Raw genomic sequence first — 12,078 nt, 5'->3', positions numbered from 1 at the left:
CACCTCCCTTCGCAAGGCCTGCGTTCGGCCTCCTGAAGTCGCGAAGATCAAAAGCAAGATCAAAAGCAAGATCAAGAGCCAGATCAAAAGCAGGATCAAGAGCAGGATCAAGAGCAGGATCAACAGCCAGATCAACAGCCGGAGCAAGATCAAGCGCATACGTCGCGGCAACACCCGCTTCGATTGACGCTCAGGGTGCAACCCTCTAACCTTCGCGCGTGTTTCAGGTGCCCTGCCAGCCCCCACTGGGCAGGGTGAAACTGGGAAGCCGGTGGGCGCCAGCATGGCGCGATTCCGGCGCTGCCCCCGCAACGGTAGGTGAGTAGAAGGCCGCGCAGGGCCACTGGATGCCAGCATCCGGGAAGGCGCGCAGGCCTGGGCCAAGGCCCGCTCACAAGCCCGGAGACCGGCCTGGAACTGCCAACGGCATCACGGAGGGTGATGCGCGGTGCACCGTGGCGCCCTGCCATGGCCCCTGCGCGTTCTCCGTCTGCCTGCCTATTACCTGTCGCCACGCCTTGCCGTGGTGCCAGCCTGCGGAGAACCCTTGATGAGCGAACCCACCGAACGCGACGAACGCCACCTGGCGCGCATGCAGCGCAAGAAGGCGGTCATCGATGAACGCATCGCCAATTCCCCCAACGAATGCGGCCTGCTGCTGGTGCTGACCGGCAATGGCAAGGGCAAGAGCAGCTCGGCCTTCGGCATGCTCGCGCGCGCCCTGGGCCATGGCATGCAGTGCGGTGTGGTGCAGTTCATCAAGGGCCGCAACAGCACCGGTGAAGAGCTGTTTTTCCGCCGCTTCCCCGAGCAGGTACGCTACCACGTGATGGGCGAAGGCTTTACCTGGGAAACCCAGGACCGCCAGCGTGACATCGCCGCTGCCGAAGCCGCCTGGGCGGTGTCGCGCCAGTTGCTGCAGGACCCAAGTGTGCAATTCGTGGTGCTGGATGAGCTGAATATCGCCCTCAAGCACGGCTACCTCGACCTGGACCAGGTACTGTCCGACATCCAGTCCCGTCCGCCCATGCAGCACGTGATCGTCACTGGCCGCGCTGCAAAGCCGGAGATGATCGAACTGGCTGATACCGTGACCGAGATGGGTATGCTCAAGCACGCCTTCCAGGCCGGTATCCGCGCACAGAAGGGCGTCGAACTGTGAGTCAATCGCGCCACTGCCCCGCCGTGTTGATTGCGGCACCGGCCTCTGGCCAGGGCAAGACCACTGTCACTGCTGCCCTGGCCCGCCTGCACCGCAACCTCGGGCGCAAGGTGCGGGTGTTCAAGTGTGGGCCCGATTTTCTGGACCCGATGATTCTCGAGCGGGCCAGTGGCGCGCCGGTGTACCAGCTGGATTTATGGATGATCGGTGCCGAGGAAAGCCGCCGCCTGCTGTGGGAAGCGGCCGGCGAGGCCGACCTGATCTTGATCGAAGGGGTGATGGGGCTGTTTGATGGCACCCCGTCCAGCGCCGACCTGGCGCGCCACTTCGGCGTGCCGGTGCTGGCGGTGATCGACGGCACGGCCATGGCCCAGACCTTCGGCGCCCTGGCCCTGGGCCTGGCGCGTTACCAGGCCGACCTGCCGTTCGCCGGCGTACTGGCCAACCGGGTGGGCAGCCTGCGCCACGCGCAACTGCTCGAAGGCAGCCTGACCGAAGGGCTGCGCTGGTATGGCGGCTTGTCCCGCGAGCGTGGCATCGAGCTGCCCAGCCGCCACCTTGGGCTGGTGCAGGCTAGCGAGCTGAACGACCTGGATGCCCGCCTGGACGCCGCAGCCGAGGCGCTCGGCGCCAGCTGCGACGCAACCTTGCCACCGCCGGTGACTTTTGCCGAGCCCGAACCGCAAGCGTGTGCTGCCTCGCTGGCTGGCGTGCGCATTGGTGTGGCGCGGGACGAGGCGTTCGCCTTCATCTATGGCGCCAACCTGGAACTGCTGCGCAATCTGGGTGCACAGCTGGAATTCTTCTCGCCGCTGCATGACCGTGAACTGCCGGTTGTGGACAGCCTGTACCTTCCGGGTGGTTATCCCGAGCTGCATCACCACGCCCTGGCCGCCAATGCGCCGATGAGCGAGGCAATTCGTGCCCATCATGCCCAGGGCAAGCCGTTGCTGGCTGAATGTGGCGGCATGCTATACCTGCTCGATGCCCTGACTGACGTAGCCGGTGAGCGTGCCGAACTGCTCGGCCTGCTGCCCGGCGAGGCGACCATGCAGAAGCGCCTGGCGGCCTTGGCCTTGCAGGCGGTGGAGCTGCCGGAAGGTACCCTGCGCGGTCACACCTATCACCACTCGCTGACCAGCACGGCGCTGGACCCGATTGCCCGGGGCCTCAGCCCCAACGGTGGGCGTGGCAACGAAGCGGTGTATCGCTTGGGCCGGTTGACGGCCTCCTACGTGCACTTCTACTTCCCCTCCAACCCCGATGCGGCGGCGGCGCTGTTGCGACCATGAGCGAACACGCTTACAGCGACGCCGAACGCGCCGCGATCTATCGCGCCATCGGCGAGCGCCGTGACATGCGCCATTTCGCCGGTGGCCAGGTGGCGCCGGAGCTGCTTGGCCGCCTGCTGGCGGCCGCGCACCAGGCACCCAGCGTCGGCCTGATGCAGCCCTGGCGGTTCATCCGCATTACCCAGCGTGACTTGCGCACCCGCATCCAGGCCCTGGTGGAGGCGGAGCGGCTGCGCACCGCCGAAGCATTGGGCGAGCGGTCGGATGACTTCATGAAGCTGAAAGTAGAAGGCATCAACGACTGTGCCGAGTTGCTGGTAGCGGCCTTGATGGACAACCGCGAGCCGCACATCTTCGGCCGTCGCACGCTCCCGGAGATGGACCTGGCCTCGCTGGCCTGCGCCATCCAGAACCTGTGGCTGGCGGCCCGTGGCGAAGGGCTGGGCATGGGCTGGGTGTCGCTGTTTGATCCCCTGGCGCTGGCGGCACTGCTGGGCATGCCTGATGGAGCCAAGCCGGTGGCGGTGTTGTGCCTGGGGCCAGTGACCGAATTTTACCCGGCCCCCATGCTGGTGCTGGAAAACTGGGCCGAAGAACGGCCTTTGAGCGAGCTGCTGTACGAAAACCAATGGGGAGAGCGCCAATGAGCGTGGCCTTGCTGACCATGGCCGGGGTGGCCCTGGATGCCTTGCTGGGCGAACCGCAGCGGCGCCACCCGCTGGTGGCCTTCGGCAATATGGCCGGTAACCTGGAGCGCCGTCTGAATGCAGGTGGCCGCGGCTGGCGTAGCCACGGCGTCAGTGCGTGGTTTCTGGCAGTGGTGCCGCTCACCCTGGTGGCGCTGATCCTGTCCTGGCTGCCCTATATTGGCTGGCTGGTGGATGTGCTGGCGCTGTACTGCGCCCTGGGCCTGCGCAGCTTGGGTGAACATGTGCTGCCGGTGGCCAACGCCTTGCGCCAGGGCGACCTGGAAGAAGCGCGGCGCCGCGTCGGCTACCTGGTCAGCCGCGAAACCCGCGAGCTGGACGAGCCCGCCGTGGCCCGGGCGGCCACCGAGTCGGTGCTGGAAAACGGCAGTGACGCAGTGTTCGCCGCGCTGTTCTGGTTTGTGGTGGCCGGTGCGCCGGGCGTGGTGTTGTACCGCCTGAGCAACACACTGGACGCCATGTGGGGGTATCGCAACGAGCGCTTCGAGCGCTTCGGCTGGTGCGCGGCGCGCATTGATGACGTGCTCAACTATATTCCCGCAAGGCTTGTGGCGCTCACCTACGCACTGCTGGGCAAGACCCGCCTGGCTCTGGCCTGCTGGCGCAAGCAGGGCCCGTTGTGGGACAGCCCCAACGCCGGGCCTGTGATGGCCGCCGGTGCTGGTGCGCTGGGGGTAGAGCTGGGCGGCCCGGCGGTTTACCACGGCGAACTGCATGAGCGGCCACGCCTGGGTGAAGGGCCGATGGCTGACGCCGATGCCATCGAGCGTGGCTGGAGCCTGGTGCAGCGCGGCGTGTGGCTGTGGCTGTTGTTGATCTGCCTGGGGGCTTACGTCAATGCTTGAACACGGTGGCCGCCTGCTGCGTGCGGTGCAGCATTACGGTATCCCTCGCGAGCAGTGGCTGGACCTGTCCAGTGGCATCGCACCCTGGCCATTCCCGATTCCGCCGATACCCACTGATGCCTGGGCCCGCCTGCCAGAGACCGAGGACGGCCTGGAAGAGGCTGCCCGTGCGTATTACGGCGCCCGCCAGTTGCTGCCGGTGGCGGGCTCCCAGGCGGCGATCCAGGCGTTGCCGCTGCTGCGTGCGGCTGGCCGGGTAGGGGTGTTGACGCCGTGTTATGCCGAACACCCGTACGCCTGGCAACGGGCGGGGCATCAACTGGTTGAGCTGGATGAGGCGCAGGTCGAGGCAGCACTCGACAGCCTCGATGTACTGGTGCTGGTTAACCCCAACAACCCGACCGGGCGGCGGGTGCCGCGTGAGCGCCTGCTGGGCTGGCATGCCCGCCTGGCTGCCCGTGGTGGCTGGCTGTTGGTCGATGAGGCGTTCATGGACAACACCCCGGCGGATGGCGTGGTCGATTGCGCCGAGCGCCCGGGGCTGATCGTGCTGCGCTCGTTCGGCAAGTTCTTTGGCCTGGCCGGGGTGCGCCTGGGCTTCGTCGCCGCCGAGCGCAGCCTGTTGCTGCGCCTGGCCGAGCTGCTTGGCCCGTGGACGGTCAACGGGCCAACCCGGGTGCTGGCCCAGGCCAGCCTGGCCGACAAGCCTGTCCAGCGCATGCAGATAGAACGTTGCGCTGCCGCCAGCGAGCGCTTGGCCACATTGCTGTCCAGTAACGGCCTTGCGCCCAGCGGTGGCTGTGACCTGTTCCAGTACGTGCGCAGTGAGCGCGCCGTGCAGTTGCATGACTTTCTCGCCCGCCGCGGCATCCTGGTGCGCTTGTTCGAACACCCACCGGCCGTGCGCCTGGGGCTGCCCGAATGCGCGGCGGACGAACAGCGCCTGGCCCAGGCCCTGGCGGACTATCAAAAGGAATCGGCATGACCACCCTCATGGTGCAAGGCACCACCTCCGACGCCGGCAAGAGCACGCTGGTAACTGCCCTGTGCCGCTGGCTGTTGCGCCAGGGCGTTGGCGTGGTGCCGTTCAAACCACAGAACATGGCGCTGAACAGCGCGGTGACTGCCGACGGCGGCGAAATTGGCCGCGCCCAGGCGGTGCAAGCGCAGGCGTGCCGGCTGGCACCCCACACCGACATGAACCCCGTGTTGCTCAAACCCAACAGCGATACCGGCGCCCAGGTCATCATCCACGGCCGTGCGGTCACCAGCATGAACGCGGTCGCTTACCATGATTACAAGGCCATCGCCATGCAGGCGGTGCTGGCTTCGCACCAGCGCCTGAGTGCCGCCTGGCCGGTGGTCATGGTCGAAGGCGCGGGGTCGCCGGCGGAGATCAACCTGCGTGCTGGCGACATCGCCAACATGGGGTTTGCCGAAGCGGTGGACTGCCCGGTGATCCTGGTCGCCGACATCAACCGCGGCGGTGTGTTCGCGCACCTGGTGGGCACGCTGGAGTTGCTGTCGCCCAGTGAGCAGGCGCGGGTCAAAGGCTTTGTCATCAACCGCTTCCGTGGTGATATCGCCTTGTTGCAGCCGGGGCTCGACTGGCTGGAGCAACGCACCGGCAAGCCAGTGCTGGGGGTGCTGCCTTACGTCACTGACCTGCACCTGGAAGCCGAAGACGGCATCGATGTGCGCCAAGGCGCCAAGACCGAGCGCGTGCTCAAGGTGATCGTCCCGGTACTGCCGCGCATCAGCAACCACACCGACTTCGACCCGTTGCGGCTGCACCCGCAGGTCGACCTGCAGTTCATTGGCCCGGGCCAGCCGATCCCGGCTGCCGACCTGATCATCCTGCCGGGTTCCAAGAGCGTGCGCGGTGACCTGGCGCAGTTGCGCGAGCGCGGTTGGGACAAGGCCATCGAGCGGCACCTGCGCTACGGTGGCAAGCTGATCGGGATCTGCGGTGGCCTGCAAATGCTTGGCCGCGACGTGCATGACCCGCTGGGTCTCGAAGGGGCTGCAGGTTCAAGCCCGGGGCTGGGCCTGCTCGATTACGCCACGGTGCTGGAAGCCGAGAAGCAACTGCGCAACGTTGCCGGCACGCTGAACCTTGAAGCAGCACCGGTTGGCGGCTATGAAATTCACGCTGGCGTCACCACCGGCCCTGCCTTGGAGCAGCCCGCCGTGCAGTTGGCCGATGGCCGCTGTGATGGCGCTGTCAGTGCCGATGGCCAGATCCTCGCCACCTACCTGCACGGCCTGTTCGAGGGCAGCCAGTCGTGTGCTGCGCTGCTGCGCTGGGCTGGCCTGGAGGATGTGCAGAGCATCGATTACGAAGCCCTGCGCGAACGCGACATCGAGCGCCTGGCCGACCTGGTGGAAAAGCACCTGGACACCGCTCACCTGCGCCAACTGTGCGGGGTGGCCTGACATGCGCAGCCTGATCCTCGGTGGCGCCCGCTCCGGCAAGAGCCGCCTGGCCGAACAGCTGGCCAGCGCCAGCGGCCTGCCAGTGACCTACATCGCTACCAGCCAGCCGCTGGACGGTGAAATGAACGAACGCGTGTCGCTGCATCGCCAGCGCCGTCCGGCAGACTGGGGGCTGATCGAAGAGCCGCTGGCCCTGGCGGCAGTACTGCGCGCCGAAGCGGCCGAAGGGCGCTGCCTGCTGGTTGACTGCCTGACGTTGTGGTTGACCAACCTGCTGATGCTCGAAGACCACCAGCGCCTGGCCGAAGAGCGTGATGCCTTGCTGGCCTGCCTGGAACAATTGCCTGGCACCGTCATTCTGGTCAGCAACGAAACCGGCCTGGGCGTCGTGCCCATGGGCGAGCTGACCCGACGCTATGTCGACCTGGCTGGCTGGCTGCACCAGGCCGTGGCCGAGCGCTGTCAGCGCGTGGTGCTGACCGTGGCCGGCCTGCCCTTAATGCTCAAAGGAGCTGCACTATGACTCAAGCTTGGTGGCGCGACGCCTGCCAATCCCTCGACAACGCCGCCATGGACCAGGCCCGCTCCCGTCAGCAACAGCTGACCAAACCTGCCGGTTCACTCGGCCAGCTGGAGGGCCTGGCCATCCAGCTGGCGGGCCTGCAAGGGCGTGAACGGCCAACCCTGGACCAGGCTGCCATCAGCATTTTTGCCGGTGACCACGGTGTGGTCGAAGAGGGTATCTCGGCCTATCCGCAGGCGGTCACCGGGCAGATGCTGCGCAACTTCGTCGGCGGTGGTGCGGCGATCAGCGTGTTGGCCCGCCAGCTGGAGGCCAGCCTTGAGGTGGTCGATCTGGGTACCATCGACCCTCATCTGGAACTGCCTGGCGTACGCCACCTGCGCCTGGGGGCCGGTACGGCCAACTTCGCCCGTCAGCCAGCGATGACCGAGGGGCAGTTGCACGCTGCCTTGCAAGCCGGCCGCGACAGCGCCTTGCGTGGCGCCGAACAGGGCGCGCAGCTGTTCATCGGCGGCGAGATGGGTATTGGCAACACCACGGCCGCCGCTGCCTTGGCCAGCGTCCTGCTAGGCTGCCCGCCTGCTGAACTGAGCGGCCCGGGCACCGGCCTGGACGACGCTGGCGTGCGGCACAAGGCCGAGGTCATCGAGCGGGCGCTGAGTCTGCATGGCCTGCAGGCCGCAGATCCATTGCAGGCACTGGGTTGTGTCGGCGGTTTCGAGATCGCGGCCCTGGCCGGGGCCTATATCGGCTGCGCGCAGGCTGGCATCGCCGTGCTGGTGGACGGCTTCATTTGTAGTGTTGCCGCCCTGGTGGCGGTGCGCCTCAACCCGCAGTGCCGGGCGTGGTTGCTGTTTGCCCATCAGGGCGCAGAGCCTGGGCACAAGGCTTTGCTGGATGCGTTGCAGGCCGAACCGCTGTTGGCTTTGGGCCTGCGCCTGGGCGAGGGCAGTGGTGCGGCGCTGGCCGTGCCACTGTTGCGCCTGGCCTGTGCGCTGCACGGACAGATGGCGACCTTTGCCGAGGCCGCCGTGGCGGACCGCCCGGCATGATCCTCGACCTGCTGCGCCACGGTGAAACGGAGCAGGGCGGGCTGCGTGGCAGCCTGGACGATGCGCTCACCGATAAGGGCTGGGCGCAGATGCGCAGCGCCGTGGCCGAAGCCGGCCCGTGGCAAGTGCTGGTCAGTTCGCCGCTGCAGCGTTGTGCGCGTTTTGCCGAAGAACTGGGTGGGCGGCTTGATTTGCCTGTGCAACGTGAACCAGGTTTGCAAGAGCTGCATTTTGGTGACTGGGAAGGCCGTAGCGCGGCGCAGATCATGGAAGACCAGGCGGATGCGCTGGGGCGCTTCTGGGCGGACCCGTACGCCTACACCCCGCCCAATGGCGAACCGGTGCAGGCATTCGCCGAGCGTGTGCTGGACGCTGTCGAGCGTTTGAGCCGCCAGCATGCAGGTAAGCGGGTGCTGCTGGTCACCCATGGCGGGGTGATGCGATTGTTGCTGGCCCGGGCGCGAGGCTTGCCCAAGGAGCAGTTACTCCAGGTTGAAGTGGGGCATGGGGCGCTGGTGCGGTTGGTGATGGGTGGCAACGGTCAACTGGCCGAGGAACACTGAGATGCTGCCGTTCTGGATTGCCTTGCAGTTCCTCAGCAGCTTGCCCGTGAGCCTGCCGGGCATGCCGGAGCCGCGTGAGCTGGGGCGTTCGCTGCTGTTCTATCCGCTGGTCGGGGTGTTGTTCGGGCTGCTGCTGTGGCTGGCCAGCCTTCTGCTGCAGGGTACGCCAGCGCCGTTGCATGCGGCTTTGCTGCTGACGGTGTGGGTATTGCTCAGTGGCGCCCTGCACCTGGATGGCTTGGCCGACAGCGCCGATGCCTGGTTGGGTGGTTTCGGCGACCGTGAGCGCACCCTGCAGATCATGAAAGACCCGCGTAGCGGGCCGATTGCCGTGGTCACCCTGGTGCTGGTGCTGTTGCTGAAGTTCTGCGCCTTGTGGGTGCTGGTGGAGCAGGGGATCGGGGCGCAATTGCTGCTGGCTCCCTTGATTGGGCGCGCGGCGATGTTGGGCCTGTTCCTCTGTACCCCTTATGTGCGGCCTGGCGGGTTGGGCCAGGCGTTGGCCGAGCACTTGCCCCGGCGTGCAGCCGGGTGGGTGCTGCTGGGCAGTGGGCTGTTCTGCCTGGTCTTGGGCGGCTGGGTGGTAGTGCTGGCGCTGGCCATGTTTGCCTGGCTGCGGCACCTCATTTGCCGACGTCTGGGTGGCACTACCGGGGATACAGCGGGTGCGCTGCTTGAACTGCTCGAACTGGGCGTCGTGCTTGGGTTGGCGCTCGGCCTGTGATAACGCTCAAAATCTGAAAGCATGTACGCGCTTTATTGGAGCGACTGTCTTGTGCTGCCTGCCCTGGCCCCATCGCCGGCAAGCCAGCTCCCACAGGGATGGCGTATTGCTTGAAGCCGAGGCGGTCAATGCGGGAGCGGCTTTAGCGCCGCGAACACCGGCAACACCGGTGCCATGAACCGCGCAGCTTCCTTGCGGCTGGTAACCTTCAATTGTGAAACCTCTTGCAACACTCATGATGCGGGTATATACACGTATCCATGCTGACCAGTGAATGCATCTGTACCCATCTGCGTCGTGCCGCCCGCGGGGTGAGCCGGCATTACGACGAGGCCCTTGCCGGCTTCGGGGTCAATGTTGCGCAGTTTTCCCTGCTAAGGCACCTGCAGCGGCTTGATCGCCCCAGTATCACTACCTTGGCCGAGGCCATGGGCCTGGAGCGCAGTACCCTGGGCCGTAACGTGCGGGTGCTGGAGGCTGAAGGGCTGGTGGCCCTGGCTGATGGCGACGACCAGCGCAACCGCGTGGTGCTGCTGACCGAGGCCGGAACGCAGCTGCTGCGTGCTGCCCACCCGGCCTGGGAACAAGCCCAGATCGAGCTGGTGGAGCGGTTGGGCGCAGGGCAGCGGGATGAACTGGTGCGTTTGCTGGACCAACTGGCTTGAATTGATACGACTATAAGCGGGTATATACCCGCAAAAACCTTGCGATGTGCTGGAGATAACGACAATGACTTCGGTGTGGCGAACCAGCGGGTGGGTATTGGTAGGGGCGGCTTTGATTCTGGCGCTGTCTTTGGGTGTGCGGCACGGCTTTGGTCTGTTTCTGGCGCCGATGAGCGCCGATTTTGGCTGGGGCCGTGGGGTGTTCGCCTTTGCCATTGCCTTGCAAAACCTGATCTGGGGGCTGGCGCAACCGTTCGCCGGTGCCTTGGCCGACCGTATGGGGGCGGCGCGGGTGGTGATCATCGGCGGGATTCTTTACGCCGCCGGTTTGATCCTCATGGGCATGGCTGATTCTGCCTGGTCGTTGTCGCTCAGTGCCGGTTTGCTGATCGGCATCGGCCTGTCCGGCACATCGTTCTCGGTCATCCTCGGCGTGGTCGGGCGTGCGGTGCCGGCAGAGAAGCGCAGCATGGCCATGGGCATTGCCAGCGCCGCCGGTTCGTTTGGCCAGTTCGCCATGCTGCCGGGCACCCTTGGCCTGATCCAGTGGCTGGGGTGGTCCGCAGCGTTGCTGGTGCTGGGCCTGATGGTGGCGTTGATCGTGCCCTTCGTTGGCCTGCTGCGTGACCGCCCGCTGCCCAGCCATGGCGCCGAACAGACCTTGGGCCAGGCGCTGCGCGAGGCGTGCTCGCATTCCGGCTTCTGGTTGCTGGCGCTGGGTTTCTTCGTGTGTGGTTTCCAGGTGGTGTTCATTGGCGTGCATCTGCCGGCCTACCTGGTTGACCAGCACCTGGCCGCGACCACCGGTACTACGGTGCTGGCGCTGGTCGGCCTGTTCAATATCGTGGGTACGTTCACGGCTGGCTGGCTGGGTGGTCGCATGTCCAAGCCGCGCCTGCTGACCGGGCTGTACCTGCTGCGTGCGGTGGTGATCGTGTTGTTCCTCTGGGCGCCGGTGAGTGCGTTCAGTGCCTACCTGTTCGGCATCGCCATGGGCCTGTTGTGGTTGTCCACGGTGCCGTTGACCAATGGCACCGTGGCTACATTGTTCGGGGTGCGTAACCTGTCCATGCTCGGCGGTATCGTCTTCCTGTTCCACCAGCTGGGCGCCTTCCTCGGTGGCTGGTTGGGCGGGGTGGTCTATGACCGTACCGGCAGCTACGACCTGGTCTGGCAGATTTCCATCCTGCTCAGTCTGTTGGCCGCTGCCCTTAACTGGCCCGTGCGCGAGCGGCCGGTTGCGCGCCTGCAGGCACAGGCCGCATGAACCGCTACCTGGCCCGCGGGTTGCTGGCCTTAGGCGCGCTGGTGCTGCTGGCGCTGGTGTGGTGGGGATGGCACAAGGGTGGGATGGCATTGATGCAACTGGGCATGAGTGTTTGTTAGGCGCTACCCTGCAAGCTCAAGGGTTGTCTAGCAGGAGAAACGAATCATGCGTGCTCATTGGTTGACAGTGCCGTTGTTGGCCGTGCTTGCCAGCACTTCGAGCTGGGCTGCCGATTGCCCGGCGTTATTGCAGGGCAGCCTGCCGGAGTTGCGTGGCAAGGGGCAGGTCGACCTGTGCCAGCGCTTTGCCGGCAAGCCTTTGGTGGTGGTCAACACGGCCAGCTATTGTGGGTTTGCACCGCAGTTCGAGGGGCTTGAGGCGACGTACAAGGAGTATCACGAGCAAGGCCTGGAAATGCTTGGTGTGCCGTCCAATGACTTCAAGCAGGAAGATGCCGACAGCGAGAAGACTGCCAACGTTTGCTATGCCAACTATGGCGTAACCTTCACCATGACCAAGACGCAGGCCGTGCGGGGCAAGGATGCGATACCGCTGTTTGCTGAGTTGGCCAGCCAGAGCAGTGCGCCGAAGTGGAATTTCTACAAGTATGTTGTCGATCGCAAGGGCAAGGTGATCGGTGACTTCTCCAGCCTCACCAAACCGGATGATCCGGAATTCCGCGCAGCCATCGAGAAGGCCATCGCTTCGCAGCAGTAATCGGGCTGATCTTGATCTTGTCTTGATCTTGATCTTGCTTTGGCTTCTAAGCGCGCGGAAGTTCAGGCGACGCAGATTGCGACTTCAGGAGGCCGAGCGCAGGGCTTGCGAAGGGAGGTGACGGG

15 protein-coding genes and 1 riboswitch are annotated in these 12,078 nt (G+C 65.6%); all 15 genes read left to right on the top strand.

Translation table 11 applies throughout. From position 1 onward, the window contains the following. Positions 1–187: hypothetical protein (locus WF331_RS28850; RefSeq protein WP_340623547.1), on the top strand; the 187-nt coding region annotated here is incomplete at its 5' end. Between the two features lie 21 nt (positions 188–208). Beyond that, positions 209–429, top strand: a riboswitch (cobalamin riboswitch). A 121-nt stretch (positions 430–550) separates the two neighbouring features. Next, on the top strand, positions 551–1,162 hold the full coding sequence (gene cobO / locus WF331_RS28845) for a cob(I)yrinic acid a,c-diamide adenosyltransferase (RefSeq protein WP_041167845.1): 612 nt from the start codon (positions 551–553) through the stop codon (positions 1,160–1,162). Beyond that, entirely contained in the window at positions 1,159–2,454 is a 1,296-nt protein-coding gene (locus tag WF331_RS28840; RefSeq protein WP_016501101.1) for a cobyrinate a,c-diamide synthase, read from the top strand. The genes cobO and WF331_RS28840 overlap by 4 nt, the downstream gene beginning before the upstream one ends. Then, on the top strand, positions 2,451–3,101 hold the full coding sequence (gene bluB / locus WF331_RS28835; protein WP_016501100.1) for a 5,6-dimethylbenzimidazole synthase: 651 nt from the start codon (positions 2,451–2,453) through the stop codon (positions 3,099–3,101). The genes WF331_RS28840 and bluB overlap by 4 nt, the downstream gene beginning before the upstream one ends. Next, positions 3,098–4,006 (top strand): adenosylcobinamide-phosphate synthase CbiB, encoded by a 909-nt coding sequence (gene cbiB / locus WF331_RS28830; RefSeq protein WP_016501099.1) that lies wholly within the window; start codon positions 3,098–3,100, stop codon positions 4,004–4,006. Before bluB ends, cbiB begins: the two co-directional genes overlap by 4 nt. Next, positions 3,999–4,991 carry a threonine-phosphate decarboxylase CobD gene (cobD, locus tag WF331_RS28825; protein ID WP_016501098.1) on the top strand — a complete coding sequence of 331 codons (993 nt, stop codon included), beginning with the start codon at positions 3,999–4,001 and terminating at the stop codon, positions 4,989–4,991. The genes cbiB and cobD overlap by 8 nt, the downstream gene beginning before the upstream one ends. Further along, positions 4,988–6,442 carry a cobyric acid synthase gene (locus WF331_RS28820; RefSeq protein WP_016501097.1) on the top strand — a complete coding sequence of 485 codons (1,455 nt, stop codon included), beginning with the start codon at positions 4,988–4,990 and terminating at the stop codon, positions 6,440–6,442. Before cobD ends, WF331_RS28820 begins: the two co-directional genes overlap by 4 nt. A 1-nt stretch (position 6,443) precedes the next feature. Then, positions 6,444–6,965: a bifunctional adenosylcobinamide kinase/adenosylcobinamide-phosphate guanylyltransferase gene (gene cobU / locus WF331_RS28815; protein WP_016501096.1), complete on the top strand. Its 522-nt coding sequence runs from the start codon at positions 6,444–6,446 to the stop codon at positions 6,963–6,965. After that, a complete protein-coding gene (cobT, locus tag WF331_RS28810) occupies positions 6,962–8,017 on the top strand; it encodes a nicotinate-nucleotide--dimethylbenzimidazole phosphoribosyltransferase (protein ID WP_340623546.1) in 1,056 nt (351 codons plus the stop codon). Before cobU ends, cobT begins: the two co-directional genes overlap by 4 nt. Continuing rightward, positions 8,014–8,580: an alpha-ribazole phosphatase family protein gene (gene cobC, locus WF331_RS28805; protein ID WP_340623545.1), complete on the top strand. Its 567-nt coding sequence runs from the start codon at positions 8,014–8,016 to the stop codon at positions 8,578–8,580. Before cobT ends, cobC begins: the two co-directional genes overlap by 4 nt. A 1-nt stretch (position 8,581) precedes the next feature. After that, on the top strand, positions 8,582–9,304 hold the full coding sequence (locus tag WF331_RS28800) for an adenosylcobinamide-GDP ribazoletransferase (RefSeq protein ID WP_229610253.1): 723 nt from the start codon (positions 8,582–8,584) through the stop codon (positions 9,302–9,304). Between the two features lie 260 nt (positions 9,305–9,564). Beyond that, positions 9,565–9,969 carry a MarR family winged helix-turn-helix transcriptional regulator gene (locus WF331_RS28795; protein ID WP_016501092.1) on the top strand — a complete coding sequence of 135 codons (405 nt, stop codon included), beginning with the start codon at positions 9,565–9,567 and terminating at the stop codon, positions 9,967–9,969. A 64-nt stretch (positions 9,970–10,033) separates the two neighbouring features. After that, positions 10,034–11,236 (top strand): MFS transporter, encoded by a 1,203-nt coding sequence (locus WF331_RS28790; RefSeq protein WP_016501091.1) that lies wholly within the window; start codon positions 10,034–10,036, stop codon positions 11,234–11,236. After that, on the top strand, positions 11,233–11,355 hold the full coding sequence (locus WF331_RS28785; RefSeq protein WP_016501090.1) for a hypothetical protein: 123 nt from the start codon (positions 11,233–11,235) through the stop codon (positions 11,353–11,355). The genes WF331_RS28790 and WF331_RS28785 overlap by 4 nt, the downstream gene beginning before the upstream one ends. Positions 11,356–11,401: 46 nt before the next feature. Beyond that, a complete protein-coding gene (locus WF331_RS28780; protein WP_016501089.1) occupies positions 11,402–11,953 on the top strand; it encodes a glutathione peroxidase in 552 nt (183 codons plus the stop codon). Positions 11,954–12,078: the final 125 nt, after the last annotated feature.

The sequence above is a fragment of the Pseudomonas sp. YNh genome, assembly GCF_037993085.1.
GTDB classification, from domain to species: Bacteria; Pseudomonadota; Gammaproteobacteria; order Pseudomonadales; family Pseudomonadaceae; genus Aquipseudomonas; species Aquipseudomonas putida.
The sequence above is the reverse complement of the archived record's forward strand: the minus strand, read 5'-3'. Positions and strand labels throughout refer to the sequence as shown.

What these genes read in the sequence shown, in the direction of transcription:
- WF331_RS28780 (WP_016501089.1), top strand. Translation starts at nt 11,402, where the DNA reads ATGCGTGCTCATTGGTTGACAGTGCCGTTGTTGGCCGTGCTTGCCAGC.
- WF331_RS28820 (WP_016501097.1), top strand. Translation starts at nt 4,988, where the DNA reads ATGACCACCCTCATGGTGCAAGGCACCACCTCCGACGCCGGCAAGAGC.
- bluB (WP_016501100.1), top strand. Translation starts at nt 2,451, where the DNA reads ATGAGCGAACACGCTTACAGCGACGCCGAACGCGCCGCGATCTATCGC.
- cobD (WP_016501098.1), top strand. Translation starts at nt 3,999, where the DNA reads ATGCTTGAACACGGTGGCCGCCTGCTGCGTGCGGTGCAGCATTACGGT.
- WF331_RS28795 (WP_016501092.1), top strand. Translation starts at nt 9,565, where the DNA reads ATGCTGACCAGTGAATGCATCTGTACCCATCTGCGTCGTGCCGCCCGC.
- WF331_RS28790 (WP_016501091.1), top strand. Translation starts at nt 10,034, where the DNA reads ATGACTTCGGTGTGGCGAACCAGCGGGTGGGTATTGGTAGGGGCGGCT.
- cobC (WP_340623545.1), top strand. Translation starts at nt 8,014, where the DNA reads ATGATCCTCGACCTGCTGCGCCACGGTGAAACGGAGCAGGGCGGGCTG.
- cobT (WP_340623546.1), top strand. Translation starts at nt 6,962, where the DNA reads ATGACTCAAGCTTGGTGGCGCGACGCCTGCCAATCCCTCGACAACGCC.
- cobU (WP_016501096.1), top strand. Translation starts at nt 6,444, where the DNA reads ATGCGCAGCCTGATCCTCGGTGGCGCCCGCTCCGGCAAGAGCCGCCTG.
- cbiB (WP_016501099.1), top strand. Translation starts at nt 3,098, where the DNA reads ATGAGCGTGGCCTTGCTGACCATGGCCGGGGTGGCCCTGGATGCCTTG.
- WF331_RS28785 (WP_016501090.1), top strand. Translation starts at nt 11,233, where the DNA reads ATGAACCGCTACCTGGCCCGCGGGTTGCTGGCCTTAGGCGCGCTGGTG.
- WF331_RS28800 (WP_229610253.1), top strand. Translation starts at nt 8,582, where the DNA reads ATGCTGCCGTTCTGGATTGCCTTGCAGTTCCTCAGCAGCTTGCCCGTG.
- cobO (WP_041167845.1), top strand. Translation starts at nt 551, where the DNA reads ATGAGCGAACCCACCGAACGCGACGAACGCCACCTGGCGCGCATGCAG.